This window comes from Blautia hominis (assembly GCA_002270465.1).
GTDB lineage: Bacteria > Bacillota > Clostridia > Lachnospirales > Lachnospiraceae > Blautia > Blautia hominis.
Window position 1 is genome coordinate 93,629 of sequence record NQOF01000010.1, and the last position, 24,118, is coordinate 117,746.

General features: G+C 47.5%; 18 protein-coding genes. 14 read left to right on the forward strand and 4 right to left on the reverse strand.

Annotation, left to right across the window (positions count from 1 at the left end):
* Nucleotides 1-2: 2 nt before the first annotated feature.
* Entirely contained in the window at nt 3-2,384 is a 2,382-nt protein-coding gene (locus tag CI595_RS24020; RefSeq protein ID WP_095176140.1) for a heavy metal translocating P-type ATPase, read from the reverse strand.
* Nucleotides 2,385-3,888: 1,504 nt separating this feature from the next.
* Here CI595_RS24020 and CI595_RS24035 point away from each other — a divergent pair.
* The 7 genes from CI595_RS24035 to CI595_RS24065 all read left to right on the forward strand — a co-directional run bounded on the left by CI595_RS24035 (nt 3,889) and on the right by CI595_RS24065 (nt 10,407).
* Nucleotides 3,889-4,593 (forward strand): ABC transporter ATP-binding protein, encoded by a 705-nt coding sequence (locus tag CI595_RS24035; protein ID WP_095176143.1) that lies wholly within the window; start codon nt 3,889-3,891, stop codon nt 4,591-4,593.
* 234 nt (nt 4,594-4,827) lie between these two features.
* Nucleotides 4,828-6,120, forward strand: a complete 1,293-nt coding sequence (locus CI595_RS24040) for a glutamate-5-semialdehyde dehydrogenase (RefSeq protein WP_095176167.1) — start codon at nt 4,828-4,830, stop codon at nt 6,118-6,120.
* Between the two features lie 6 nt (nt 6,121-6,126).
* Complete coding sequence (locus CI595_RS24045) at nt 6,127-6,960, forward strand: CPBP family intramembrane glutamic endopeptidase (protein ID WP_095176144.1); 834 nt, start codon at nt 6,127-6,129, stop codon at nt 6,958-6,960.
* Between the two features lie 186 nt (nt 6,961-7,146).
* Complete coding sequence (locus tag CI595_RS24050) at nt 7,147-7,365, forward strand: helix-turn-helix transcriptional regulator (protein ID WP_065540626.1); 219 nt, start codon at nt 7,147-7,149, stop codon at nt 7,363-7,365.
* Nucleotides 7,352-8,098, forward strand: a complete 747-nt coding sequence (locus tag CI595_RS24055; protein WP_158661458.1) for a DUF3169 family protein — start codon at nt 7,352-7,354, stop codon at nt 8,096-8,098. The genes CI595_RS24050 and CI595_RS24055 overlap by 14 nt, the downstream gene beginning before the upstream one ends.
* 132 nt (nt 8,099-8,230) lie before the next feature.
* Nucleotides 8,231-9,127 carry an ABC transporter ATP-binding protein gene (locus CI595_RS24060; protein ID WP_095176146.1) on the forward strand — a complete coding sequence of 299 codons (897 nt, stop codon included), beginning with the start codon at nt 8,231-8,233 and terminating at the stop codon, nt 9,125-9,127.
* On the forward strand, nt 9,124-10,407 hold the full coding sequence (locus tag CI595_RS24065; protein ID WP_095176147.1) for an ABC transporter permease: 1,284 nt from the start codon (nt 9,124-9,126) through the stop codon (nt 10,405-10,407). The genes CI595_RS24060 and CI595_RS24065 overlap by 4 nt, the downstream gene beginning before the upstream one ends.
* Nucleotides 10,408-10,610: 203 nt before the next feature.
* On the opposite strand, the gene nagB is transcribed toward CI595_RS24065, so the two are convergent.
* Together nagB and CI595_RS24075 are read right to left on the reverse strand one after the other, a co-directional pair.
* Nucleotides 10,611-11,339, reverse strand: a complete 729-nt coding sequence (gene nagB / locus CI595_RS24070; protein ID WP_095176148.1) for a glucosamine-6-phosphate deaminase — start codon at nt 11,337-11,339, stop codon at nt 10,611-10,613.
* Between the two features lie 108 nt (nt 11,340-11,447).
* Entirely contained in the window at nt 11,448-12,344 is an 897-nt protein-coding gene (locus tag CI595_RS24075; RefSeq protein WP_084043377.1) for a helix-turn-helix transcriptional regulator, read from the reverse strand.
* A 570-nt stretch (nt 12,345-12,914) separates the two neighbouring features.
* Between CI595_RS24075 and CI595_RS24080 the strand changes: the two genes are divergently transcribed.
* From CI595_RS24080 to galE, 3 genes are all read left to right on the forward strand, one after another.
* Nucleotides 12,915-13,838, forward strand: a complete 924-nt coding sequence (locus CI595_RS24080) for a nucleotidyltransferase family protein (RefSeq protein WP_095176149.1) — start codon at nt 12,915-12,917, stop codon at nt 13,836-13,838.
* Between the two features lie 3 nt (nt 13,839-13,841).
* On the forward strand, nt 13,842-14,948 hold the full coding sequence (locus CI595_RS24085; RefSeq protein ID WP_187144058.1) for a phosphotransferase enzyme family protein: 1,107 nt from the start codon (nt 13,842-13,844) through the stop codon (nt 14,946-14,948).
* A 107-nt stretch (nt 14,949-15,055) separates the two neighbouring features.
* Complete coding sequence (gene galE, locus CI595_RS24090) at nt 15,056-16,072, forward strand: UDP-glucose 4-epimerase GalE (protein ID WP_095176150.1); 1,017 nt, start codon at nt 15,056-15,058, stop codon at nt 16,070-16,072.
* 106 nt (nt 16,073-16,178) lie between these two features.
* Here the strand turns inward: galE and CI595_RS24095 are convergent, their stop codons facing one another.
* On the reverse strand, nt 16,179-17,654 hold the full coding sequence (locus tag CI595_RS24095) for a DUF1846 domain-containing protein (protein WP_095176151.1): 1,476 nt from the start codon (nt 17,652-17,654) through the stop codon (nt 16,179-16,181).
* Between the two features lie 403 nt (nt 17,655-18,057).
* On the opposite strand from CI595_RS24095, the gene ftsH reads away from it, so the two are divergent.
* The 4 genes from ftsH (at nt 18,058) to CI595_RS24115 (ending at nt 24,092) form a co-directional block, all read left to right on the forward strand.
* Complete coding sequence (ftsH, locus tag CI595_RS24100; protein ID WP_243135244.1) at nt 18,058-20,067, forward strand: ATP-dependent zinc metalloprotease FtsH; 2,010 nt, start codon at nt 18,058-18,060, stop codon at nt 20,065-20,067.
* 143 nt (nt 20,068-20,210) lie between these two features.
* On the forward strand, nt 20,211-22,088 hold the full coding sequence (gene uvrC, locus CI595_RS24105; protein WP_095176152.1) for an excinuclease ABC subunit UvrC: 1,878 nt from the start codon (nt 20,211-20,213) through the stop codon (nt 22,086-22,088).
* 118 nt (nt 22,089-22,206) lie between these two features.
* Complete coding sequence (gene hprK, locus CI595_RS24110) at nt 22,207-23,151, forward strand: HPr(Ser) kinase/phosphatase (RefSeq protein WP_065540690.1); 945 nt, start codon at nt 22,207-22,209, stop codon at nt 23,149-23,151.
* A complete protein-coding gene (locus CI595_RS24115) occupies nt 23,151-24,092 on the forward strand; it encodes an ROK family glucokinase (protein WP_095176153.1) in 942 nt (313 codons plus the stop codon). The genes hprK and CI595_RS24115 overlap by 1 nt, the downstream gene beginning before the upstream one ends.
* The last annotated feature ends 26 nt before the right edge of the window (nt 24,093-24,118 follow it).

Below are 24,118 nucleotides of genomic sequence, written 5' to 3' on the forward strand. Positions count from 1 at the left end.
TATTATGAAAGGTTCTTTTTATAAAGAATACGGATGGAATTGAGCACGCACAGAATAGCAACACCGGTGTCTGCAAAGACAGCCATCCACATGGACGCAAATCCAAAAAGACCGAGTATCATAACCAAAACTTTTATGATCAGGGCGAAGATAACATTCTGCCAGGAAATGCGGCTGGTGGCTCTGGCAATGGATAATGCCTGGGGTACTGCCTCCATGGAAGAATTCATAAATACCACGTCGGCTGCCTCTATGGCAGCATCGGCACCGCTTCCCATGGCAGCGCCCACATCGGCACCTGCCAGTACCGGTGCATCGTTGATACCGTCACCTACGAACATGACAGAGCCGTATGTGTTGCGCAGCCGTGTCAGTTCATTTAGTTTATCCTGGGGCAGGAGACGGGCCCGCACTTCCTCAATGCCCGCTGCTTTGGCTACTGCCAGAGCTGTCTCCTGGGCGTCACCGGTCAGCATGGCAGGGGTGATGCCCATATCCTTTATCTTTTTAACCGCAGATTTGGCATCCCCTTTCAGGGTATCGGCGATGACAAGGCAGCCTACATAGGTTTTATCTTTTGCGGCAAAGACTTCTGCGCCCAGGCCGTCAGTGGAGATATTTTCCATAGGGATATGGAACTTTTCCATCAGTTTGCGGTTGCCGCATAGAATTTCTGAACCGTTTATAAATGCATGGATTCCGCAGCCTGCGATTTCCTCCACAGAATCCGGGCGTTTGATGGGGAGACCTTTTCCCTGTGCTGCAGTGACGATACTGTTTGCAATGGGATGGGAGGAAGTGGATTCACAGGCAGCGCAGAGTTCCAGAAGGTCATCCGCGTTCATATGGCCGGCAGGGAGAACTGTCTGCAGGACAAAATTTCCTTCTGTCAGGGTTCCTGTTTTATCCATAATAACTGCATTTACACCCTTCATAGCTTCCAGGGACACGCCGCCTTTAAAAAGAATGCCTCTCTTGGAGCCGGCCCCGATCCCGGAGAAAAATGCAAGGGGTACACTTAAAACAAGGGCACAGGGACAACTGATCACCAGGAAAGTAAGTGCTGTGTATACCCAATGGTTCCAGTCACCGGTGATCAGGGAGGGGATAATTGCGGTTGCCAGTGCAAGAAATACAACAAATGGTGTGTATACTCTTGCGAAACGTGTAATGAACCGGTCAATTTTGGGCTTGTTGGCAGCAGCGTTCTCCACAGAATCCAGAATACGTGTCACCATGGATTCCTCCAGTACTTTTTCAACGCGTACCTTTAAGAGGCCGGAAGTATTGACGCATCCGGAGGTCAGTTCATCTCCGAATCCTGCTTTGACAGGCACGGGTTCTCCGGTCACGGGGGAGGTGTCGATACGGCTTTCACCCTCGATCACCACGCTGTCCAAAGGAATCCGGTCGCCGGGTCGGATAAGGATAATATCGCCCACCACTGCATCCCCGGCTGCGATGGTCTTTGTATCATCTCCGATAACCAGGGTGACGGTTTCCGGTCTCATGTCGACCGCGTCCATGATCTGGGAGCGGCTTCTCTCCACAGCTTTGTGCTCAAAGTATTCTCCGATACGGTAAAACAGCATTACACCCACAGCTTCAGGGTATTCCCGGATGATGATGGCGCCAATGGTGGCGACGCTCATCAGGAAGTTTTCATCGAACACGTGGCCCTTTGTCAGGTTACGGAGGGCAGTCAGGACAATTCTTCCGCCCAACAGTACATAGGCGGTCAGAAGCACTAAAAGGGACGGTATCTCCATACCCATATGTTCCAGTACTTCCCCTGCAACGAACAGGACAGCGCCGGTACAGAGGGCAAGGATCGTTTTTGTATCCTGTGAGAGCACCCTTGTGGGGGGGACTACGTCCCCGATCGGCAGGGTATCTGCACTTTTCGGGGTAGTATCCTTTGCCTTGAGCGTTACACCGCTCTCAATGTCGGTACAGATTTTTTGGATCCGATCCAGCAGAATGTCAGGGTCACGTTTTGCGGTGACGCGGAGCTGGTGTGTGGCAAAAGTCAGGGTGGCATTGGATACCTCCGGGAGAGCGTTTATCTTTTCCTCCATTTTGGACGCGCAGTGGGCGCAGCCCAGATTTTCGATCAGGTATGTTTTGGTGGTAAATGCACCGGGCATTTTGAAGCGGGGCACTACATCTACCTGCGACTCAATAGAGGCACAGATTTCCTGGATCCGCGGTAAAAGGGATGCATGGTCCCTGGCTGATAGGCGGAGCTGGTTCGTGGCAAAAGTGATAGTGGCATACTCTACACCGGGAAGTTCTTTGATTTTGGCTTCCATTTTAGCGGCGCAGTTTGCACAGCCCAGGTTTTTCAGGATATAGACTTTCTTTTCGCAGTCGGCATCCGGCATATGACACTTGCAGTTTGCAAGACTCTCGCCGCAGATATCACAGTATTCCTCATGCGGGTGGCACAATTGGCACTGGCAGTCCTTGGGATGACCAGGCGTGTGATGGGATTCCTCATGTCCGTGTTCATGCTCACAGCCGCAGTCACAGTTTTCCTCGTGGTGATGGTTGCCGCGATTGTGTTCATGGGAATGCTCATCATGGTCGCGATCACAGCCGCAATGTTCCTCGTGGTGGCAGTTGTCGTGATGGTGTTCATGAGAGTGCTCGTCATGGTCATGGTCGCAGCCGCAGTCACAATGTTCCTCGTGATGACGGTTGTCGTGAAGGTGTTCATGGGAGTGCTCGTCATGGTCATGGTCGCAGCCGCAGTTACAGTAGTCATGTTGCTGCTGCTCATCGTGATAATGCTCATGGGAATGTTCGTCATGGTCATGTCCACATCCGCAGTCGCAGTGTTCCTCATGTTGGTGGCTGTCGTTAAGATGATCATGAGAGTGCCCGTCATGGTTATGCTGACACCCACAGTCGCAGTGTTCCTCATGTTGGTGGCTGTCGTTAAGATGATCATGTGAGTGCCCGTCATGGTCATGCTGGCATTCAGAGTCGCAGTGTTCCTCATGTTGGTGGGTGTCATGATATTGCTCATGGGAATGTTCGTCATGGTCATGCCCGCACCCACAATCACAATGTTCATCGTGGTGGTGGGTGTCATGATAGTGCTCATGGGAATGCGCGCCATGGTCATGTCCGCACCCACAGTCGCAATGTTCATGGTGTTGTTGCTCATCGTGATAGTGCTCATGGGAATGCTCGCCATGGTCATGTCCGCATCCGCACTCACAGTGTTCATCATGCAGATGTTCATGATTAGGTTCTTTTTCATACCTCTGCTGACTTATGGAAGAATTTTTTTTATCTTGTTTCATATTCGGACCCTCCAAATATATTTTTTACCTATGTAATGATAGTATATTAATCATATGAATATCTGTTCATATATTAATATGAAAAAGTGGAAAAGTCAATACTTATACAGAAAAAAGTAAAAGTTCTGCTATTGTACACAGGTCACTGTTCAGGAAACATTTTACCCAAGAGGATGCTGCTCCATGCGAAGTAAACGCCATATCCGGTCAATGCCAAAATGCTCTGTGTTTTTCACCCTGCGAGGCGGACTGCCCCTGTAAGGTGAAACACATCTGTAATGCAAACTCCCCCTGCATAGAGGAACTACCCTAAAGGCTGGAACTAGTCGGTAGGAAGGAAGTATCCCAAAGAAAGAAAACATTACAGACGGCAGATGCAGATGGCAGAACTTGTTCATATTAAAAGGTGTTACGATTCAAAAAACCACGGGTGAAACATACTGTGACCAATAATAAAGTTATCAAAAATATTTCCAGGCATAAAAAACCTGATTGCGGTACAGCTAAAATGGCGATATAATGAGAACTAACATTAGAGCAATTATCAAATACGCTCTGAAGCCGGGAGGATAGAAGTGTGTCATTTATAGAATTCCAAAATGTAAAAAAAATATACGGCAGCAAGAATGAGGTGGAGATCAGAGCGTTGGACAATGCCAGTTTTTCCGTGGAAAAAGGGGAGCTTGCAGTGATCCTGGGAGCATCCGGCGCGGGAAAGACCACTGCCCTCAATATTCTGGGCGGTATGGACAGTGCCACTGAGGGAGTAGTCATTGTAGACGGAAAACATGTAAATGAATTAAAGGCAAAGGATTTAGTCACATACAGACGTAATGATGTGGGGTTTGTATTTCAGTTTTACAACCTTGTTCCAAATCTCACAGCCCTTGAAAATGTAGAACTGGCTGTTCAGATATGCAGGGATTCCCTGGATCCGGCTACAGTTTTGGGAAAAGTAGGGCTTGCAGAGAGAACCTCGAATTTTCCGGCACAGCTTTCCGGCGGTGAGCAGCAGAGGGTAGCAATAGCCAGGGCTATAGCCAAAAATCCCAAGCTTTTACTCTGTGATGAACCAACAGGCGCTCTTGACTACAATACGGGCAAACAAATTCTTCAGCTTCTGCAGGATACCTGCCGCAAGGAGCATATGACGGTCATCATTATTACCCATAATTCTGCGCTGGCGCCCATGGCTGACCGGGTCATCCGGTTCAGGAGCGGAAAAGTGACGGAGATCATAAAAAATCCATCCCCCATTCCGGTGGAAAAGATTGAATGGTAGCGTAAATGTAAAGCCTTTCATGGAGTGAATTTACAGGCCTGCTGAGACGTTGTAACAGTTCAGATAAGCTGAACCGTTACGCATCCAGCCATTAAAAATCGCTTCGCCATGGGTTGGATAAAGCTGGCACTGCTTTTTCATACAGTCAGCGCAGTAAATGCACAGACCTGTCTGAACGGTTACGAGACGTTACAGAAATTTCACACATATATAATAGTAAAGAATAACAGGAGGATACATCATATGAATATAAAAGAAGCAACAAAAAAAATGAAACAGGATAGTTTCCGCATGGCAGCTCTCAGCCAGGAACAGAGAAATGCTGCTTTGGAGGCAGTGAGAACCGCACTTCTTGCAAATCAGGAGGCTGTCTTCCAAGCAAACCGTGAAGATATGGAAGCGGCAGAGAAAGCGGGAATTGCAGCTGCTGTGATGAAAAGACTCAAGTTTGATGAACATAAGCTCCAGGATGTGACCGCAGGGATTGCGGAACTTATCAATCTGCCGGATCCGCTCTCAAAAGTACAGCTTGCAAGAGAGCTGGATGAAGGGCTGGAATTATACCGGGTGACATGTCCTATCGGTGTGATCGGTATTATATTTGAAGCCAGGCCGGACGCCCTGGTGCAGATTTCTTCCCTCTGTTTAAAAAGCGGAAACTGTGCCATCCTAAAAGGTGGGAAAGAAACAGCCAGGACAAACAAAGTTCTGTTTGATATCATCTATCAGGCCGCTGTCCAAGCAGGTGCGCCCCAGGGATGTATGCTGCAGGCCGAACTGCATAATGAAATTGATGAGCTTTTGTCCTGCCATGAGACAGTTGACCTCCTCATTCCAAGAGGCTCCAATCAGTTCGTACAATATATTATGAACAATACGAAAATACCGGTCATGGGTCATGCTGACGGTGTGTGTCATATATATGTGGACGAATCCTTTGAAGAACAGAAGGCAGTGCCAATCATCGTTGATGCTAAGATACAGTATACAGCGGCCTGCAATGCTGTGGAGACCCTGCTTGTCAACAGGAAGATTGCACAGGAGTTTCTGCCAGTGATCAGCAAAGCCCTGGAAGAGAACCATGTGAAGATCAGGGGAACCGCGGAAGTGTCAGAGATCATACCCTGTGAAATTATGGAGGAGGAGGCCTTTGATACGGAGTATCTGGACCTGGTGATCTCAGTGAAACTGGTGGACAATGTAGAGGAGGCAGTGGAACACATTAACAGATTTGGCTCCCACCATACGGATTGTATCATTACAGAAAACGAAGAGACAGCCCTGACCTTTATGCAGCTTGTGGATTCCGCAGGTGTTTACCGGAATTGTTCTACAAGGTTTGCCGACGGATTCCGTTACGGATTCGGTGCGGAAGTGGGGATCAGTACCGGGAAGATCCATGCCAGGGGTCCTGTGGGGCTGGAAGGTCTGGTAACTTACAAATATAAGCTGTTTGGCAGCGGACAGACGGTGGGAGAGTATGCAGGCGGTACAAAGCAGTTTCATTTTAAAGACCTGGAGGCATAATAAGGAATGGTAAAAAAAGCAAAGACACTTCTGCTGAGTCTGACACCAATTGCACTTATGTATATCATCCAGATCCTTGTGGTATTTGGGGTGCAGTTTCTGATCATTTTTGCTGACCGTTTTTTGACCATGATCCACATATACCAGTCGCCGGTGCTGCAGTATGTGATAAATCAATATGTGTATATCATAAGTGCTGCATCCTATGGGCTTTTTCTGTTGGTGGGGTATTTCTGGTACCGCAGAGTGATGGCAGACAGACGGGCTGTTTATCTGGAGCGGGGGCATAAGCCGGTCCTGGATTCAGGGGCAATACTGGGTATCTTTTTTGTGGCCTTATTTATCCAGTTTGCAGTCAGCAGCCTTTTGAATATTCTTGCCGTGGTGGCCCCGGACCTGATGGGACAGTACATGGAAGTGATGGAAGGGCTGGGAATGTCAGAGCCATCCATCATTTCCATGCTGTATGTGATCATTATGGCGCCTTTGGCGGAAGAACTGCTTATGAGAGGGCTTTGCCTGAAAATATTGGAAAATAGTTTCCCTTTCTGGGCTGCAAATTTCTTTCAGGCATTGTATTTCGGCATCTATCATATGAATCTGGTACAGGGGTGTTATGCTTTTGTGATGGGATTGATCCTGGGCAGGCTGGTAAAGAAATACGGTACCTTGAAGGCATCCATACTCTGTCACTTTATTATTAATTTCAGCGGACAGGTGATGTCTGTAATAAATTTCAGCATAATGGGAATTTTCACAGGGGCGCTGGTATGCGCAGCAATTCTGGTGATTTTATTTATTTGGGAAAAAAGAAAAAACGAAGAGTATCTCTATAAATGATATAACAGCAGGTAAACCGACGAATCAGCTTTGTGGCAAATTATGATTGCAAGAGACGGTGGCTAAAAACAACAGCCCCGTCTTTTTTGTATAAACAGTTGACAACTATCCTTGTCAAGTGCTATAATTGGTGACAAGAAAAGTTGTCAAAATGACAAAAAATTTTGTCACAAAGGAGGGATGGGAATGTCGCTACACAACCGCCTGAAGGAATACAGGGCAAAGCTGGATATCAACCAGCAGGAAATGGGGCGGCGCGTGGGAGCATCCCGGCAGACCATCAGCCTCATTGAGCGAGGAGATTATTCCCCATCTGTGACTCTGGCATTGAAAATAGCCAAAGAGTGCGGGGCATCCGTGGAGGACATTTTCTGGTATGTGGAGGACGGGAATGAAGAAGCATAAAAAAGAGAAAAAAGGATATCTGGAATTTATTATGATCATTCTGGTCAGCGGTCTTATGGGCGGGGTAGGTACTATGATCATAGGAAAGCACGGCGGGGATGTGGAAAAACTGGGAAGCATCCTGGAGGCATTCATTGGTAAGGGCGCCTTTTGGCTCATAGTCCTTATGTCCATCCTGGGGAGTATTGCCAATACATACATGGTACTCACAGTCCGGAAGAAATTCCGTGAATGGGATGGAGAAGACGATGAGACAGCAGAACAGATTGAAAGATATAACAATCGCTGCCAGGGCATCATTTCATGCTGCGCCACAATGACAATGGTATTAAGCGGTGTTAACATTGTTTACGGACTTCACAGAAGTGAAAGTAAAGCCAGTCTTGCAGTCATCCCCACTTTGTTTGTGGGATACTGTTTATGGTCCGCCTTCTCGGAACATATTCTGGTTGAACAGACAAAGAAGATGAATCCTGAAAAGAAAGGAAATGCTTTGTCGCTGCATTTTAACCGGGACTGGGACAAAAGCTGCGATGAACAGGAGAAGGCCAGGATGTATGGGGCCGCTTATGTGGTATACAGAAAGTCCAATTGGCTTTATGCGGGCATCTATATAGTTTTGCTTATGTGTTCTGTGGCAGTGGATATCGGTGTACTGCCGTTTCTTATGCTAGGAATTATCTGGACGTACCAGATTGTTCTATATATGTGTAACTATGAAAAAAGACGTTAAGGGTAACGATCCGCTGCGGTTTCGTGGACAGTTGACGTTAAGGAAACTGGTGCTCCATCCTGTCAAAAACAAGGCCGCCGGCACTGACAGTCTTGTTTCTGATGGGATGGAACAGCAGAAGAGGAGGAGTATATGAGTTTAGTAGTGGAAAATCTGACAAAGCGGTTTGGAGAGAAAACAGCGGTTGACCATCTGTCCTTTTCCATGGAGACACCGGGGGTATTTGGCCTTCTGGGAACCAATGGGGCGGGCAAGACCACCACGATCCGGACCATACTGGGGATTATGGAAGCTGATGAAGGAAAAGCCCAGTGGAATGGAAGAAAGATCAACAGGGAGACACTGGCTTTCGGCTATCTGCCGGAGGAGCGCGGCATCTATATGAAGACAAAGGTTCTGGAACAGCTTATTTATTTCGGGATGCTGCGCGGCATGAAGCGGGAAGCAGCGAAGAAAGCAGCCCTTGGCTATATGGAACGCCTTGGGGTGATGGAGTACAGAAATATGCCCGCAGAAAAGCTTTCAAAGGGAAACCAGCAGAAGGTGCAGCTGATATCTGCCATTATCCATAATCCGAGGCTTGTCTTTCTGGATGAACCTTTTTCCGGCCTGGACCCGGTGAACGGCAAAATGCTGAGGGATCTGGTGTCTGAGCTTGTGGAAGAGGGGAAATATATTATTCTGAGTACGCATCAGATGGAGACCGTAGAAGAATACTGTAAGAACCTTCTGATCCTGAACAGGGGCAGAACAATCCTGCAGGGGAATTTAAAAGAGATTAAATCGGCGTTTGGCCATACCAATCTATGTGTTTCTGTAAATGCAGAGGTGGAGGAGATAGCCAGAGAAGAAGGACTGGACGTTTTTGAAGTGCGTGCCGCTGAGACAGAGTATAAAATCAATGGGGATGAGATGGCTCACAGATTCCTGAAAAGAATGCTGGATGCAGGGATCTACCCAAACAAATTTGAAATCCGGGAACCATCTTTACAGGAGATTTTCGTCAGAAAGGCAGGGGAGACAGAATGAGACAGGTAACAACAGTATTTTCATACACCTTAAAAGAGGCAGCCAGAAAGAAAGCTTTTATTGTATCAACCGTGATCATTATGGTCATGGTGCTGGGTCTGTGTCTGGCTCCGCGGATCATATCAGCCGTGAAGGGCAGCGGCGGCGAGAAAGAGACGGGCACGGCAGGCACGGAAAATTCTTCAGAACAGATCGCTGTGGACGAAGATGCACCCGTCTGTTACCTGATCGACCAGACCGGGATCTTTGAGAAAAATCTGGATTCCTTGAGAAAGATATATATGGACAGGAATTTTAAGATTGCCTCAAAAGAGGAGGAGGAAGGCATCCGTGCTGAGATCAGAGAAAATGAAAATAACGCTCTGATCTCCATTGAGGAGAAGGACGGAGTTCCCTTTATCCATGTGGTAAATGCTAATTTCATGAAGGGAATAAGCGCTCAGAAAATATCAGATGAGTGTAATAAAATATGGCAGAAGAATGTCCTGGAGGAGAGTGGTGTGGACAGCCGGACCATTGAAGAATCCACGCTGTCTCTGCCATACACAGAGGAATCCGTAGGTGATATGGATGTTACAGGCTACATCCTGGGCCTGGCCGTGGTATTTATCATGTTTTTTGCAGTATATTATTACGGCTACGGCGTTGCCATGTCTGTGGCATCGGAAAAGACCTCCCGGGTTATGGAGACCTTGGTGGTCTCAGCAAAACCATCCAGGATCCTCATCGGAAAATGTCTGGCAATGGGCGTCTTGGGACTGATCCAGATGGTGGTTATCATTGCCTTTGCAGTTATATGCTACACGGTATTTGTGCCTGCGAACTTTAATATAGGCGGAGTTGCAATTAGTTTTTCCAGCATCACACCGTTCACGGTTTTCATTTTACTGGTTTATTTTATACTCGGATATGCATTGTATGCGGTGATGAATTCTGTATGCGGCGCGGCTGTGAGCAAGGTGGAAGACCTGAACTCAGCTATGATGCCTGTAATGTTTATCAGTCTTGGCAGCTTTTATCTGGGATATTTTACAGCTATCGCCGGAGGCGGAAGCAGCGGATTGGCCAAATTTGCCATGTATCTGCCGTTCTCCTCACCGTTTTCCGTACCGTTCACTCTGCTGACAGGCGGGATGAAGACAGGGGATCTGTTGGTTTCCATGGGCCTTCTCCTTCTCTTTATCATTGTGATCGCGGCAGTGTCGATCAGGGTGTACAGTGCATCTGTTCTCCATTACGGCAATAAGCTGAAAATGAAAGAACTTTTAAAAATGAGATGATCAATAGAATGCAGTAAAAAAGAGGGAACAGCCGGCTGGTCGTTCCCTCTTTTTCATGAAATTATTGTAACTGTCAAGTACCCTCACAGTTTCAGGCAAAAAATCCATGCAGATTCGCCTTTGGCGATGGGATTTTTGCTTGGCTGTGGTACACTTTCTTACGGTCAAGCAGTGAATGCGCAGACCTACGGAACCGTTACAAATTATTTAACTTTGGAAAGTGCCGCATTATCAGCAACGATTGTCACATCAGGATGAAGCTGCAGGATGGATGCAGGAACCTGAGGGGTGATCGGTCCGTTGATGATCTTGTTAAGGATTTCCGCTTTATCCTCACCGCTTACCACAACAAGGATTTTTTTAGCACTCATGATGGTTCCGATACCCATGGTGTAGGCCTGTCTCGGTACATCAGATTCTTTTTCAAAGAAACGTTTGTTGGCCTGGATCGTGCTCTCTGTCAGGTCAACACAATGTGTGATCTTGGGGAATTCCTCTGCAGGCTCGTTAAAGCCAATATGTCCGTTGTGTCCAAGGCCCAAAAGCTGCAGATCAATGCCGCCCAGATCCTGGATGATCTGCTCATACATCTGGCAGGCTTTGTTGCTGTCCGCTTCCTGTCCGTCCGGTACAAAAGTATGGTCTTTGCGGATATTTACATGGTCGAACAGATTTGTATTCATAAAGTAACGGTAGCTTTGGTCATTTTCAGGGCTTAATCCTCTGTATTCATCCAGATTGCAGGAGGAAAGTGTGGAGAAATCCAAATCCCCGTTTTTATACCATTCAACCAGGTTCTTGTATGTGCCTACCGGTGTGGAGCCGGTTGCCAGACCGAGAACACAGTCAGGTTTTAATACAATCTGAGCAGCAATGATGTGTGCTGCTTTTTTGCTCATTTCATCGTAGTCTTTTGTTCTGTAGATTTTCATAACACATTCTCCTTTATTGCGAGCCCCCGTTTCACCGTGCTCTTTTTCTTCATTATAATATGAATAGTCTTGTAAAACAATGATAAAATTCTGAAAGAAGTTTCAGAATTATGGCCTTTCGGCAAGCAGTTTAATGGATGAGGCATATTCGGACGGGGTCATGCCTGAGAGCTTTTTGAACTGCCTGGAAAAATAATGGATGGAAGTATAGCCAAGGAAATCTGATATCTGCGTAAAATTGTGGTGATTCTCCCGGATGAGCTGTTTTGCCAGCTCGATCTTAAGCCGTGAGAAGTATTCAATGACACCACACTGGTTCTGCTCCCGGAAAAGCTTCTGAAGCTGGGAGCGGCCGATCAGGTTTTCTCTGCAGATCTCATCAATGGTCAGATGCTCACGGATATGTTCCTCCAGATAAGCGGTGATCCGCTTGTAAATGATGGCATCATTTTTCTGTTTGATGGATTTGACTACAGCAGGTGCAGTGCTGCGGCCTTTTAACTGCTCCCGCACAAGGTGTATGAGCAGATGTTCCAGATAGAGCTTGATCAGTTGTTCGGAACCGAAATCTGCCCCTGGGTGCCGTTCCATATGGGTAGTATACGGGTCATCAAGGGGTGTGGCAATGCAGTGTTTGGCTTCGTAAATGATCTGAGCCATGAGATAACGGGCTGTTTCACCGATTTCGGTTATAAGCCCCTCAAAATACTGCATGGCAGGAGAACTGCATTCAAATGAGATAACCACCAGGTTCGGCGCGATCCGGCCATTGGCCTTCAGGCTGTGGAATTCATTCGGTTTGTGGAAGGCAACCTGCCCCCTCTTCAATGTGTGGGGCCTGTCGCCGGCCATGATATCCACCTCTCCTTTATCAACGCAGACAAATTCCCAGAAATCATGGGATTCCCCGGGAAAATTAAAGTCACTCATATATTCAAAATAGTGTATGGTGACAACTTTGGAGATACTGATATCTTCTCTTAATTCAAGACTTTCAAATGGCATAAAACACCTCCATAGCATGAATACATTATAAAACAACTTTTCCAGAAAAACCATATCGTTTCGCCAGTTGGACTATTACGGAAAAAAAACAGCAAGAAATGCAGGGATGCTGTCTGTAATGAGACATATCACCAGGCTGAACCGAAAATGCATTTGTACAATCAGATTGCCATATCAGTAAAGTTATTATGTCGCCTGTAGGATATGTGTTGCTGAATATAGATACACTTACTTTATTTATAGTGCTATATGCATAAAAAAATCGTCAAAAATTGTGGTATAATACGGAATTATAAATTTAAGATATTATTAAGATAAATAACATATTAAATTGTGTAAAGAACAATTGTACAAATATGATATACTAAAGTTATTATTCACATAACAGTCCTGCCTTTTGCTTTTCCGCCAGGTGCTGTTCCGGGAAGCATTTTCCTAAAGGGAGTGCTGTGCATTGAAATTGCTTTTACTTGTGGTGAAAAAAAGGGATGTGTAGTATAATGTTTAACAGGCAGGAATACAAGGGTATCCTGTGTCCGGAAAACGCATTCATAAGGAGGAGCAGTGAAGATGAAAGAACCGGTATTAGTAGTTATGGCAGCAGGGATGGGAAGCCGTTACGGCGGGCTGAAGCAGATTGACCCGATCGACGAACAGGGACATATCATTATGGATTTTTCCATCTATGATGCAGTGAAGGCAGGGTTTAAGAAAGTAGTATTTATTATAAAGAGAGCCAATGAGAAGGATTTCAGGGAGGCCATCGGTGACAGGCTGGGCAGACAGATCCGGGTGGAATATGTATTTCAGGATCTGGAGAATATCCCGGAAGGTTTTGCCGTGCCTGAGGGCAGGGAGAAACCATGGGGTACCGGACACGCGGTCCTTAGCTGCATGGATGTGGTGGATGCACCTTTTGCGGTGATCAACGCAGATGATTATTACGGTGCCCATGCATTCCGGATGATCTATGATTACCTGACTACTCATGAGGACGATGATAAATACCGTTATACCATGGTGGGCTATGTGCTTGAGAATACGCTTACAGAGAACGGGCATGTGGCAAGAGGCGTCTGTGAGACAGATGAGGATCATCATCTTGTGGGGATCCACGAGAGGACCCATATTGAGAAGCGGGCAGACGGCACTGCTTACACGGAGGATGAGGGCAGAACCTGGACAGAGATTCCAAAGGGAAGCACAGTGTCCATGAATATGTGGGGCTTTACAGTCAGTATGCTGAAGGAACTGAGAGACAGATTTCCTCTGTTCCTTGAGAAAAATCTGCAGAGTAATCCCATGAAGTGTGAATATTTCCTTCCATCAGTGGTTGGAGAGCTTCTGGCTGAAGATAAGGCTACCGTGGAAGTCCTCAAATCCATGGATAAATGGTACGGCGTTACATATAAAGAGGATAAGCCGGTGGTAGTTGCTGCCATCAGAAAATTAAAAGAAAGCGGCCTATATCCGGAGAAACTTTGGGAGGAATAACAAGTGAGCGGCGAGGAACTGATACGCAGAGAGGTAATTGAGAATTTTACATTTCCGGGGAAGCTGGTGGAGGAGATCCCATACGGCAGCGGACATATAAATGATACCTTCCGTCTGGTCTTTGAGACGGAACAGGGCAGGAAAAGATATATCCTTCAGAGGATGAACAAGAGCATTTTCCATAAGCCTGTGGAGCTGATGGAGAATATTGTTGGGGTCACATCCTGGCTCAGGAAAAAAATCCTGGAAAACGGCGGGGATGCCGACCGGGAGACCCTGAACATCGTCTCGGCCGGAGATGGAAGGCCATATTATCTGGACTCTGCCGGTGACTACTGGAGAGCGTATCTGTTCATCGAAGGCGCAAGCTGTTATGATAAGGTGGAGAAAAAGGAAGATTTTTACCAGAGTGCAGTTGCGTTCGGGCATTTCCAGGGACTGCTGGCGGATTATCCGGCGGAAACCCTGCATGAAACCATTGTAAATTTCCATAATACAGCAAGCCGCCTGGATGATTTTAAGGCAGCCGTACAGCGGGATGCCTGCGGTCATGCAGGGGATGTGCAGAGGGAGATCCGGTTTGTTCTGGAGAGGGAGCACTTGGCCTATGTGCTGGGAGAGATGCAGGCAGAGAAGAAACTGCCTCTTCGGGTTACCCACAATGATACAAAGCTCAACAATATTATGATTGATGATAAGACCGGCAAGGCCATCTGTGTCATTGACCTGGATACGGTCATGCCGGGACTGGCGGTCAATGACTTTGGAGATTCCATCCGTTTCGGCGCCAGCACTGCGGATGAGGACGAGAGGGATCTGGCGAAAGTCTCATGTGACATGGAATTGTTTGAGCTGTACACGAAAGGGTTCGTGGAGGGCTGCGCAGGCAGCCTGACAGATGAGGAGCTGGACATGCTGCCTATCGGTGCCATGGTTATGACATACGAATGCGGCATGCGTTTTCTGGCTGATCATCTGGACGGAGATGTGTATTTCAAGACACACCGGGAGGGACATAACCTGGACCGGTGCCGTACACAGTTTAAGCTGGTTGCGGATATGGAGAAAAAGCTCTCTGCCATGAATGCCATTGTGGACAAGTACAGGTAGGGTGAAAGATAGAGAAAATTTTCCTTTTCTTTTCACAAAAAAAGTGTTACAGTAGTTATGAACAGAAAATATGTTTTAAAACAGGATAGTTAGAAGGAGGAGTTAAAATGGCAATTTTAGTGACAGGCGGTGCTGGTTACATCGGAAGCCATACGGTAGTGGAACTGCAGACTGCAGGATATGATGTAGTGGTACTGGACAACCTCAGTAACTCCAGTGAGAAATCTTTACAGAGAGTGGAGAAAATCACAGGCAAACCGGTTACCTTTTATAAGGCAGACATTCTTGACAGGGATGCACTGAATGCTGTTTTTGAAAAAGAGAGCATTGATTCCTGTATCCATTTTGCAGGTCTTAAAGCGGTAGGGGAGTCTGTACAGAAACCCTGGGAATATTATGAGAATAATATTGCCGGTACCCTGACTCTGGTGGATGTCATGAGAAAACATGGCGTGAAGAATATCATTTTCTCATCCTCCGCAACCGTATACGGGGATCCGGCTTTTGTACCTATCACAGAAGAGTGCCCAAAAGGCCAGTGTACCAACCCATATGGCTGGACAAAATCCATGCTGGAGCAGATCCTCATGGATATCCAGAAAGCTGACCCGGAGTGGAATGTAGTGCTTCTGCGTTATTTCAACCCAATCGGTGCTCATAAGAGCGGCATGATCGGTGAGAACCCTAACGGTATTCCTAACAACCTGATGCCATATATCACACAGGTAGCTGTGGGTAAATTAAAAGAGCTGGGCGTGTTCGGCAATGACTATGATACGCCCGACGGAACCGGTGTGCGTGATTACATACATGTGGTAGACCTGGCAAAAGGCCATGTGAAAGCCCTGAAGAAAATTGAGGAGAAAGCAGGCCTGAAAGTATACAATCTGGGAACCGGTATCGGTTACAGTGTTCTTGACATTGTCAATAACTTTGAGGAAGCAACCGGCGTGAAAATCCCGTATGTGATCAAAGACCGCCGCCCGGGCGATATTGCCACCTGCTATTCCAGCGCTGAGAAAGCAGAAAAAGAACTGGGATGGAAAGCGGAATTCGGAATCAAGGAAATGTGTGCGGATTCCTGGAGATGGCAGTCTAATAACCCGAATGGCTATGATGAGTAAGAAATAAAGTTTTTGAGGGGCGGATCATTTGTGTCCGTCTCTTATTATGCACAAAAACAAAGACAGCGCCTGCCATATAGAATGGTGAGGCGCTGTCTTTCTATTATTAATACAATTTTTTATGCTCGTAAACCGGTTCACAGGTAAGCTGGACAGCCAGCTTCTGGAAAATGGTCCTGTCCACAGAGGAGAGCATCACAGAGGAGTGCACCTGGCAGCCTTTCAGTTTGGGGAGCTGTTCCAGTGCTTTCTTTGCCACATCGCTGGTTGCAGCAGAGCTTGACAAAGCGATAAGCACTTCGTCTGTGTGCAGCCGCGGATTCTTGCTGCCCAGATAAGCTGTTTTCAGCTTCTGGATAGGCTCAATAGAAGCCGGAGAAATGACATGGGTCTCATGAGGGATCTCTGCCAGTTCCTTCAAGGTGTTGAGCAGAAGCGCCGCGGAAGCGCCCAGCAGATCAGAGGTTTTTCCTGTGATCATTCGTCCGTCCTCCAGTTCCAGTGCAGCGGCAGGGGCACCTGTGACTTCTGCCCTGATAAGTGCTGCTGAGGTGACTTTCCGGTCATCTGTGGAGATGTGGGCCTGTTTCATCAGAAGCTCTAATTTGAATACCTCTTCCTGGGTGCGGGTGCCCTCTGCCAGTCCGTCAATGGCCTGATAGTAACGGCGGAGGATCTCCTGTTTGGATGCCTCCTTGCACGCTTCATCGTCAAAGATACAGTTTCCGGCCATGTTGACGCCCATATCCGTTGGTGACTGGTAAGGGCACTGACCGAAGATGCGCTCGAATATGGCGCTGAGGACAGGAAAGATCTCCACATCCCGGTTATAATTGACGGTTGTGACACCATAGGCGTCCAGATGGAAGGGGTCGATCATGTTCACGTCATTTAAGTCAGCAGTTGCCGCCTCGTAAGCCAGATTCACCGGATGTTTCAGCGGAATGTTCCAGATGGGGAAGGTCTCAAACTTGGCATAGCCTGCGTGAACCCCTCTTTTGTGCTCATGGTAGAGCTGGGACAGGCAGGTAGCCATTTTGCCGCTTCCGGGCCCCGGTGCTGTGACGACCACAAGGGGTCTGGTGGTTTCAATGTATTGGTTTTTGCCATAGCCTTCATCGCTGACGATGAGGGGAATATTGCTTGGATATCCCTCAATGGGATAGTGAAGATACACTTTAATTCCCAGTTTTTCCAGTTTGTCCTTGTATTTATTGGCACTGTTCTGTCCGGAGTACTGGGTGATGACAACGCTTCCCACATAAAAGCCTCTGCCTCTGAAAGAGTCGATCAGGCGGAGTACATCAATATCGTAAGTAATGCCTAAATCCCCGCGGACTTTATTTTTCTCAATATCGCCGGCGCTGATAACGATAACGATCTCTGCGTGGTCACTGAGCTGCATCAGCATGCGCAGCTTACTGTCAGGGGCAAAGCCGGGCAGAACCCTGGATGCGTGGTAGTCGTCGAAGAGCTTGCCGCCGAATTCCAGATACAGTTTGTTGTCAAACTGGTTGATCCGCTGGCGGATGTGTTCTGACTGCATGGATAAATACTTGTCATTATCAAATCCGATTTTCATTTTTTTCTATGCCTCTATTCTACAAAATATTGGGGTATGTGATAGTTACTATTCACAGTCACTGTCCCGCCAGGTGTTTTGCAAAGCAAAATCCCGAGTTGGCCAGCGCCGAAATGCAATTTATTGCATTTTGTGTGCATCGCGAAGCGTGTTACTGTTCACAGAACTGCGTTTTTTGCAGGGCTATGAATAGTGACATGTGATGTCGCCTTCCATAGTATACTACAAAAGATAGAGGAAATTCCAGTGGCTTAGGGAAAAATATATTATTTTGTTCAGATTACACAGAATAACAGGTAAATTAACAAAAGTTTTATAAATGTGTCGTCTTTTTCATAATCTTCTTATTGATTTATCAAGTCCCAATCCGTATAATAGAAGAGATAATAATAGGAGGAAAGAGATGGATCAAAACCAAAATAGAAACCAGGACCCAAACAAAAAAAGTCCTCAAAATAAGCAGTCCCTTTTGGTGCTCCTGATTTGTATAATAGTCATGCTGCTCTGCATGAATATGATGACAAAGATAGGCAGAGGAGATTCCAGCAAAATAAAATACAGTGAATTTATCACTATGCTGGACAAGGGGGAAGTAGAGAGTGTAGTCCTCAAGTCCGATACACTCACCATCACCCTGAAGCATGGCGCGGGAGTTGCAGCGCAGACCAAGACCACCACACTGATGGAGGATTTGAGCGAACTTACCAAAAGGCTTGAGAAAGCAGGTATCAAAGACTTTGATAAGGAGCAGCCCAATATAGCGGGAGAGCTGATCTACAGTTTGCTGAGTATTCTCATACCCGTTGTTTTGATGGTGGCCCTGTTCAGCTTTATGTTCCGCCGGATGAACAAAGGCGGCGGCATGATGGGCGGTGTAGGCAAGAGCAAGGCGAAGGCCTATGTGCAGAAGGAGACCGGTGTCACCTTTAGGGATGTGGCCGGTCAGGATGAGGCAAAAGAATCCCTGCAGGAGGTTGTTGATTTTCTCCACAACCCCGGCAAATATACAGCCATCGGTGCAAAGCTCCCCAAAGGTGCCCTGTTAGTAGGCCCTCCGGGAACCGGTAAGACACTGCTTGCAAAAGCGGTAGCCGGGGAAGCCCATGTTCCATTTTTCTCCCTGTCCGGTTCTGACTTTGTGGAAATGTTCGTAGGTGTAGGTGCCTCCCGTGTGCGTGATCTGTTTGAGGAGGCAAAGAAGAATGCCCCTTGTATCATTTTTATTGATGAGGTGGACGCCATCGGCAAAACCCGTGATACCAGGTTCGGCGGCAATGACGAGCGTGAACAGACCCTGAACCAGCTTCTGGCTGAGATGGATGGATTTGACACATCGAAAGGTCTTTTGATCCTGGCAGCCACCAACAGACCGGAGGTATTGGACCCGGCGCTTCTGCGTCCCGGACGTTTTGACAGACGTGTTATTGTGGACAGACCCGATTTAAAAGGCAGGGTAAACATTCTGAAAGTACATGCAAAGAGTGTCTCTCTGGATGAAACGGTGGATTTGGAAGCAATTGCCCTTGCAACGTCAGGAGCTGTAGGTTCTGACCTGGCAAATATGATCAATGAGGCGGCCATCCTGGCTGTCAAGAACGGCAGAAAGGCAGTAGCCCAGAAAGATCTGCTGGAGGCTGTGGAGGTTGTGCTGGTTGGTAAAGAGAAGAAGGATAGGATCTTAAGCGCTGAGGAGCGTAAGATCGTCTCATACCATGAAGTGGGCCATGCCCTTGTAAGTGCCCTTCAGAAAGACTCTGAGCCTGTTCAGAAGATCACCATTGTGCCCCGTACCATGGGTGCTCTGGGATACGTGATGCATGTGCCAGAGGAAGAAAAATTCCTGAATACCAGAAAAGAACTGGAAGCCATGCTGGTGGGATACCTGGGTGGCCGTGCTGCTGAGGAGATTGTGTTTGACACAGTGACCACCGGTGCTGCAAATGATATTGAGCAGGCAACAAAAGTGGCACGGGCCATGATCACCCAGTATGGTATGTCTGACCGTTTTGGCCTTATGGGGCTTGCGGATACCCAGAGCCAGTATCTGGATGGCCGTGCGGTATTAAACTGCGGTGATGCCACGGCAACAGAGATTGATCATGAAGTGATGAAGCTTCTGAAGGTTTCTTATGACGAAGCAAAACGTCTTCTGGCTGCCAACCGGGAAGCCCTTGACAAAATAGCGGATTTCCTCATTCAGAGGGAGACGATCACCGGCAAAGAATTTATGAAGATCTTCAGGGAGATCAAGGGAATCGCAGAGCCTGAAGAGAAAAAAAGGATCGCGGAAAAGGACGGAGCGCCGTCAGTGCCTGTCATTGAGGCTCCGGACGATACGATAGCTTCATCCGGGGGCAATGTCCCCACAGAGGAGGAAGAAAAAAATAATCGTACACCTGTTCCTTTTAGCTGAATGATATGATAGAATAATAGAAAACACGCGCTGCGAGTTTTCCATTATCATGAATAAAGGAAGTTATCGCATGGCGGTAACTTCTTTTTCTTTATTTATCAAGAAAGTCCGTCAGAAAAGGTATTAGCTGTAAGGAGGAATACATGTTTAACATAGAGGAAGAACTGAAAAAGCTGCCGGCCAGACCTGGGGTCTATATCATGCATGATGCCGACGACACCATTATATATGTGGGCAAGGCGATCAGCTTGAAGAACCGGGTGCGCCAGTATTTTCAGGGCAGCCGGAACCTGGGTATCCGTAAGGAGCAGATGGTGGAACAGATCGCCAGATTTGAATACATCGTCACGGATTCCGAATTGGAAGCTCTGGTCCTGGAGTGCAACTTAATAAAAGAGCATACACCAAAATACAACATTCTTTTAAAGGATGACAAGACATATCCCTTTATCAAGGTTACGGTTGGGGAGGATTACCCGAGAATACAGATCGTCCGCAGGGTTAAGAAGGATAAATCACGTTATTACGGCCCTTATTCCAGTGCTATGGCTGTAAAAGACGTGGTGGAGCTGACTACAAAGCTTTACCGGCTGAGGACGTGCAGCAGAAATCTTCCCAGGGATATAGGGAAAGAGCGTCCCTGTCTTTACCATCAGATCCACCAGTGCGATGCACCCTGCCAGGGGTATATTTCCAAGGAAGAATATAAGAAAAAAGTGGATGAACTGCTGGATTTTTTAAACGGCAATCACAAAGAGATCTTAAAAGAGCTGGAAGAAAAAATGCTTGCTGCATCTCAGGAAATGAATTTCGAGGATGCAGCCCAGTACAGAGACTTGATCCAGAGCGTGAAACGGATCGGTGAAAGGCAGAAGATCACGGACCAGCACGGGGAGGACAAGGATGTTGTGGCAGTTGCCCAAGATGGGGAGGATGCTGTGGCACAGGTATTCTTTATCCGGGGCGGCAAACTCATAGGAAGAGACCATTTCTATCTGAAGGTTGCCAAGGAGGACCCGCGTGCCCAGATCGTGTCCAGTTTTCTGAAACAGTTTTACGCGGGGACTCCGTTTATCCCAAAAGAGATCATGATCCAGGAGGAGATTGAAGACCGGGAGGTCATATCCCAGTGGCTGGAAAAGAGAAAGGGAAGAAAAGTACACATACGGATACCAAAGAAGGGCACTAAGGAAAAGCTTGTGGAACTGGCCCAGAGGAATGCGGAACTTGTACTTAACCAGGATAAAGAGCGCATAAAACGTGAGGAGGGCCGTACGATCGGCGCATCCAAAGAAATTGCCGGTATGCTGGGACTGCCAAAAATGGAGCGGATAGAGGCCTATGATATATCCAATATCAGCGGATTCCAGTCTGTTGGTTCCATGATCGTCTACGAAAAAGGCAGGCCAAAACGCAGTGACTACCGCAAATTCCGCATCAAGTCTGTTCAGGGACCAAACGATTACGCCAGTATGGAGGAGGTCCTTACACGCCGCTTTGTGCATGGACTGGATGAGCAGGAAGCCAGGAGAAAAGAAAATCTGGATGAGGAGTTCGGAAGTTTCACACGTTTTCCGGATCTGATCATGATGGACGGCGGCAGGGGACAGGTCAACATTGCGCTGGAGGTACTGGGCAAGCTGAATCTGCAGATACCGGTCTGCGGTATGGTAAAGGATGATAAGCACAGGACCAGAGGGCTGTATTACAATAATAAAGAGATTCCCATCGACAGGAACAGCGAGGGGTTCAAGCTGATCACAAGGATCCAGGATGAGGCCCACCGCTTTGCCATTGAATTCCATCGTTCTTTGAGAAGTAAGGGCCAGGTACATTCTATCCTGGATGATATTCCCGGTATCGGTCCTGCCAGACGAAAAGCCCTTATGAAGCAGTTTCCGGGGCCGGATAAGATCAAGGAGGCTTCCGTGGAGGAATTGAAGGAAGTCCCCTCCATGAATGAGCGCGCAGCGGAGGCGGTGTATGGATTCTTCCACAAGGAGCAAGAAAAAAAGGAATAGTTTGGGCAGGCTTGTTGAACTTCCAAATGCCTTATGATAAACTAGATAAGAAGAATTGTAGCGGTACGGGTAAGTTACGGAACAGTTACAAGAAATGTTGAAAAGGAGAGCGTGCCATATGAAAGGTGTAGAACTGAAAAAGCTGATACAGGAATTAAAACTGTATAATAAGACACCGGATATTGATATTTCCAAGAAAAGAATCACCACACCTGATATTAACCGTCCAGCACTGCAGCTGACAGGATATTTGGAGCATTTTGAGAATGAGCGTGTACAGATAATCGGATATGTAGAATACACATACCTGCTTCATCTGGGGCGTGAGAAGAAAATAGAGGCTTTTGAGCGTTTTGTCTCCAGCCAGATCCCCTGTGTGATCTTCAGCACTATGACAGAGCCGGACGAAGATATGCTGGAGCTGGCTATGAAATACGAGGTGCCTATTCTGGTGACAGAGCAGACAACCTCCACATTTATGGCAGAGATCATCCGCTGGCTGAATGTTCAGCTTGCGCCGTGTATCTCCATCCATGGTGTTTTAGTGGACGTGTACGGTGAAGGTGTACTGATCATGGGTGAGAGCGGTATTGGAAAAAGTGAGGCGGCTCTGGAACTGATCAAACGAGGACACCGCCTCGTCAGTGATGACGTGGTAGAGATCCGCCGTGTCAGTGATGTGACGCTGGTTGGTTCAGCACCGGATATCACCCGTCATTTTATCGAACTGCGGGGCATCGGCATTATTGACGTGAAGACCCTGTTCGGTGTGGAGAGTGTGAAAAACACCCAGTCAATTGATCTAGTCATCAAACTGGAAGAGTGGAACAAAGACAGGGAATATGACCGTCTGGGCATGGAGGAAGAATATACGGAGTTCTTGGGCAACCGGATCGTATGCCATTCCCTCCCTATCCGCCCGGGCAGAAATCTTGCTGTTATTGTGGAATCCGCTGCGGTTAACCACAGGCAGAAAAAGATGGGCTACAATGCGGCACAGGAACTGTACCGCCGTGTACAGGAGAATATGGCAAAGAAGAGAAGCGAGGAGGACGAAGACTGATGACTGCATGGTGTTTTGGAATAGACCTGGGAGGAACAAGCGTAAAATGTGCACTGTTTCAGACAGACGGCACAGTGGAGGAAAAGTGGGAGATCAAAACCCGCGTGGAGAATGAGGGAAAAGAGATCCTTCCTGATATTGCGAAAACGATCCTTGCCAAGATGGAAGAAAGAAAGATTGCAAAAGAAGAGGTGGCAGGTGTAGGGATCGGAATTCCCGGACCGGTGGATGAATACGGGGAGATCGCCTGTGCAGTCAACCTTCACTGGGGAAGAAAGAACATCGAAAAAGAGCTGGCAGAGTTGACCGGTCTTGTGGTAAAAGCCGGAAATGATGCCAATGTGGCAGCCCTCGGTGAGATGTGGAAGGGCGGCGGCCAGGGGTCTAAAAACCTGATCCTGGTCACGCTGGGAACCGGTGTAGGCGGTGGTATTATTGTCAATGAAAAAATGGTGACAGGTGCCCACGGAGCCGGCGGCGAGATCGGACATGCCTCTGTGGAGATGGACGAGGAGGAAGCCTGCAACTGCGGCAACAAGGGGTGTCTGGAACAGTACGCCTCAGCCACAGGGATCGCCAGACTAGCAAGGCGTGCCATGACATCCTGTGAAGAGGATTCAGTACTGCGGGGAATTCGGAATGTGACAGCAAAGGACGTGTTTGACGCCTACAAGGATGGGGACGCACTGGCAGCCAAAGTGGTGGATCAATTTGCGCGTTACCTGGGCAATGCCCTGGCAATCTTCTCCTGCGTTGCAGACCCTGATGTTATCGTGATCGGCGGCGGTGTCTCCAAAGCGGGACAAGTGCTGATTGACTGTGTGGAAAAATACTTCAGACAGTATGCATTTACAGCCTGCAAGGATACAAAAATAAAGCTGGCAACTCTGGGCAATGATGCCGGGATCTATGGAGCGGCAAAATTGATCTTGAGTAAATGATCCGGCACAACTTAAAAGGAGCATTT